Genomic DNA, 4,136 nt, shown 5'->3' with positions numbered 1-4,136 from the left:
CTGCACTTCTACAACACTGGCCGCCGACACACTGCGCTCGGCGGCCAGCCACCGATCACCCGACTGTCACCAAAGTCATGACCGGGTACAGCTAGCGCAGGAGGGTCGTCGCCAGGGCGGCCCGCTGGGCGACGGCGAGGTCGGTGCAGCCGGCGACGGCGAGGTCGAGGAGGGCGTTGAGTTCGTGGCGGGCGAAGGGCTCGGCCTCGGCGGTGCCCTGGACTTCGACGAAGCGGCCGTCGCCGGTGCAGACGACGTTCATGTCGGTCTCGGCGCGCACGTCCTCCTCGTAGCAGAGGTCGAGCAGGGGGACGCCGCCGACGATGCCGACGGAGACGGCGCTGACGGTGCCGGTGAGCGGCTGGCGGCCGGGTTTGACGAGTTTCTTGGACTGGGCCCAGGCGATGGCGTCGGCGAGTGCGACGTAGGAGCCGGTGATGGCGGCGGTGCGGGTGCCGCCGTCGGCCTGGAGGACGTCGCAGTCGAGTACGACGGTGTTCTCGCCGAGGGCCTTGTAGTCGACGACGGAGCGCAGGGAGCGGCCGATGAGGCGGGAGATCTCGTGGGTGCGGCCGCCGATCCTGCCGCGGACGGACTCGCGGTCGCCGCGGGTGTTGGTGGCGCGGGGCAGCATGGCGTACTCGGCGGTGACCCAGCCCTCGCCGCTGCCCTTGCGCCAGCGCGGGACGCCTTCGGTGAGGGAGGCGGTGCAGAGGACCTTGGTGTCGCCGAAGGAGACGAGGACGGAGCCCTCGGCGTGCTTGCTCCAGCCGCGTTCGATGGTGACGGGGCGGAGTTGTTCGGGCGTGCGGCCGTCGATGCGAGACATGGCGCCGAGCCTAGTCCCCCTGGCGGAAGGGGCCCTTCCCGTGGTGGGAAGAGCCCCTTGGCGGTGAACCGGCGGGTTCACATCATGTCTTCGATCTCGGCCGCGATGGGGTCGGCGTCGGTGCCGATGACGACCTGGATGGCGCTGCCCATCTTGACGACGCCGTGGGCGCCGGCGGCCTTCAGGGCGGCCTCGTCGACCAGTGAGGGGTCGTTGACCTCGGTCCGGAGCCGGGTGATGCAGCCCTCGACTTCCTCGATGTTGTCGATTCCGCCGAGCCCGGCGACGATCTTCTCAGCCTTGCTGGCCATGTTTGTTCTCCCTGATCCGAACCGCTTTGTCGCAGTAACCCACAGATGGCCCATCTTCGCGAGCGGTCGTGCCGTGCCTGCCGGAGGATGGCCTGCACGACAGCGGAACCGTCGTCGACTGGTCTACACCACCGTCCGTGCGGTGGACAAACGAGGTGCGGGGACCGTGCGGGGAGGTGGCCCATGAGTGCCGGCGGCGCCGACGCTACCGGCAGTGCGGCGTCTGCCGGGCGGGAGCGGTGGAACGCGCTGTTCCAGGGGCTGCAGAAGATGGGGCGCAGTCTGCAGTTGCCGATCGCGGTGCTGCCGGCCGCGGGCATTCTCAACCGGCTGGGGCAGCCGGACGTCTTCGGCGCGGACGGGCTGGGGTGGACCGCTGTCTCGAAGGTGATGCGGGGGGCGGGGGGCGCCCTGCTGGACGGTTCGCTCGGTCTGCCACTGCTGTTCTGTGTGGGTGTGTCGATCGGGATGGCGCGCAAGGCGGACGGTTCGACGGCGCTCGCGGCGGTGGCGGGTTTCCTTGTCTATTACAACGTGCTGCGCCAGTTCCCCCGCTGTCCGGGCGGTTCGACGGTGGTGCCGGACTTCGGGTGCCGGGCGGACGACGGGAGTCTGGCCTCGTTCACCTTCCAGAATCCGGGGGTGTTCGGGGGGATCGTGCTGGGGCTGCTGACGGCGTTCTTCTGGCAGCGGTTCCACCGCACGAGGCTGGTGGACTGGCTGGGGTTCTTCAACGGGCGGCGGCTGGTGCCGATCGTGATGGCGTTCGTGGCGATCGCCTTCGCGGTGCTGTGTCTGTGGGTGTGGCCGCCGGTGGGTGCCGCGCTGGAGGGTTTCAGCGACTGGCTGCACGGTGTGGGGCCGTACGGGGCGGGGATCTTCGGGGTGGCGAACCGGGCGCTGCTGGTGGTGGGGCTGCACCAGTTCCTGAACGTGCCGCTCTGGTTCCAGTTCGGCAGCTACACCACGCCGGACGGGAGGGTGGTGCACGGCGACATCACCATGTTCCTGAACGGGGACCCGAATGCGGGGCTGTTCACCTCGGGTTTCTTCCCGATCATGATGTTCGCGCTGCCGGCGGCGGCGCTGGCGATGACGCACTCGGCGCGGCCGGCCCGCCGCATGGAGGTGGGCGGGCTGATGCTGTCGGTGGCGCTGACGTCGTTCGTCACGGGGATCACCGAGCCGCTGGAGTACTCGTTCATGTTCGTGGCGCCGGTGCTGTACGCGGTGCACGCGGTGCTGACGGGGGTGTCGATGGCGGTGACGTGGGCGCTGGGGGTGCACGACGGGTTCAGTTTCTCCGCCGGGCTGATCGACTACGTCATCAACTGGCGGCTGGCGACGAGGCCGTGGGCGATCGTGCCGATCGGGCTGTGTTTCGCCGCCGTCTACTACGTGATCTTCCGTTTCGCCATCACGCGGTTCGACCTGAGGACACCGGGCCGGGAGCCCGAGGAGCAGGTCGAGGACACCACCAGGGCGTGATCTGCGACACATACGGAAAGTAGCGGTTTGGTCGCAGGAATCATGGGTTCCTTACGCCGCCTTCATCGTGCTACAACAGGTCTACACCACTGAGTGGTGTAGACCACCACCCGATGGAGGACGTATGAGCACCGCCACCGACACACCAGCGGCGGCCCCCGCGAAGAAGCGGGGATCAGGCCTGTTCCAGGGCCTTCAGAAGGTCGGCCGAAGCCTGCAGCTTCCGATCGCCGTGCTCCCGGCGGCGGGCCTCCTGCTGCGGTTCGGTCAGCAGGATATCCATGACAAGCTGCACCTGCCCGACAAGGTTACAGCGGTGTTCGCCACTGCCGGCGGTGCGATCTTCGACAACCTGCCGATGCTGTTCTGCATCGGTGTCGCCATCGGGTTCGCCAAGAAGTCCGACGGCTCGACGGCCCTGGCGGGTCTCGTCGGCTTCCTGGTCTACAGCAACGTCCTCAAGGCCTTCCCGGTCACCGAGGCGAAGGTGCAGAACGGCGCGGACATAGCCGCGACCTACAACAATCCCGGTGTCCTCGGCGGCATCGTGATGGGTCTGCTCGCCGCCGTGGTGTGGCAGCGCTTCCACCGTACGAAGCTCGTGGACTGGCTCGGCTTCTTCAACGGCCGCCGCCTGGTGCCGATCATCATGGCCTTCGTCGGCACGGTCATGGGTGTCTTCTTCGGTCTGGTGTGGAAGCCGATCGGTGAGGGCATCTCCGACTTCGGCGAGTGGATCACGGGTCTCGGCGCGCTCGGCGCGGGCCTGTTCGGTCTGATCAACCGCGCGCTGATCCCGGTCGGCATGCACCAGTTCGTGAACACCGTCTCCTGGTTCCAGATCGGCGACTTCAAGAACTCCGCGGGCGAGATCGTGCACGGCGACCTCAACCGCTTCTTCGCCGGCGACCCGACCGCGGGACAGTTCATGTCGGGCTTCTTCCCCATCATGATGTTCGGTCTGCCGGCCGCCGCGATCGCCATCGCGCACTCCGCCCGCCCCGAGCGCCGTAAGGCCGTGATGGGCATGATGGTCTCGCTCGCGCTGACCTCCTTCGTCACCGGCGTGACCGAGCCCATCGAGTTCGCGTTCATGTTCATCGCGCCGGTCCTGTACGCGATCCACGCGGTGCTCACCGCCCTGTCCATGGCGATCACCTGGGCGTTCGGCGTCCACGCGGGCTTCACCTTCTCCGCGGGCGTCATCGACTACGGCCTGAACTGGAACCTGGCCACCAAGCCATGGATGATCATCCCGATCGGCCTGGTGTTCGCCGCGATCTACTACGTGGTCTTCCGCTTCGCGATCACCAAGTTCAACCTCCCCACCCCGGGCCGGGAGCCCGAGGAGGAGGTCGAGGACCTGACGAAGGCGTAGGTCCCCGGCCGGAACGTCACGCGGCCCCCGAGCAGACCTTGGGTTCTAACGGTCCTCGCAACACCCGCGATCTGTGGGAGTTGCGAGGACCGTGGCCGTTGGACGTGATGATCTTGCGGGGTTGAGGGAG

Annotated in this window: 4 protein-coding genes; 2 read left to right on the top strand and 2 right to left on the bottom strand. The window is 67.8% G+C overall.

Annotated features, from left to right (window positions below):
* Nucleotides 1-91: 91 nt before the first annotated feature.
* Nucleotides 92-829 carry a ribonuclease PH gene (gene rph / locus ACI2LW_RS33585; RefSeq protein ID WP_404735043.1) on the bottom strand — a complete coding sequence of 246 codons (738 nt, stop codon included), beginning with the start codon at nucleotides 827-829 and terminating at the stop codon, nucleotides 92-94.
* 77 nt (nucleotides 830-906) lie between these two features.
* Nucleotides 907-1,140, bottom strand: a complete 234-nt coding sequence (locus ACI2LW_RS33580; protein ID WP_234518547.1) for a glucose PTS transporter subunit EIIB — start codon at nucleotides 1,138-1,140, stop codon at nucleotides 907-909.
* Between the two features lie 183 nt (nucleotides 1,141-1,323).
* Here ACI2LW_RS33580 and ACI2LW_RS33575 point away from each other — a divergent pair, with 183 nt between their 5' ends.
* On the top strand, nucleotides 1,324-2,628 hold the full coding sequence (locus tag ACI2LW_RS33575) for a PTS transporter subunit EIIC (protein WP_404735042.1): 1,305 nt from the start codon (nucleotides 1,324-1,326) through the stop codon (nucleotides 2,626-2,628).
* A 124-nt stretch (nucleotides 2,629-2,752) separates the two neighbouring features.
* A complete protein-coding gene (locus tag ACI2LW_RS33570; protein ID WP_404735041.1) occupies nucleotides 2,753-4,006 on the top strand; it encodes a PTS transporter subunit EIIC in 1,254 nt (417 codons plus the stop codon).
* The last annotated feature ends 130 nt before the right edge of the window (nucleotides 4,007-4,136 follow it).

This window comes from Streptomyces sp. NPDC004065 (assembly GCF_044903565.1).
In the GTDB taxonomy this organism is placed as follows: Bacteria; Actinomycetota; Actinomycetes; order Streptomycetales; family Streptomycetaceae; genus Streptomyces.
Note: the sequence above shows the minus strand (reverse complement) of the source record. Positions and strands in the feature narration are given on the sequence as shown.

Coding starts and splice junctions, on each gene's coding strand:
- rph (WP_404735043.1), bottom strand. CDS start 829: ATGTCTCGCATCGACGGCCGCACGCCCGAACAACTCCGCCCCGTCACC.
- ACI2LW_RS33580 (WP_234518547.1), bottom strand. CDS start 1,140: ATGGCCAGCAAGGCTGAGAAGATCGTCGCCGGGCTCGGCGGAATCGAC.
- ACI2LW_RS33575 (WP_404735042.1), top strand. CDS start 1,324: ATGAGTGCCGGCGGCGCCGACGCTACCGGCAGTGCGGCGTCTGCCGGG.
- ACI2LW_RS33570 (WP_404735041.1), top strand. CDS start 2,753: ATGAGCACCGCCACCGACACACCAGCGGCGGCCCCCGCGAAGAAGCGG.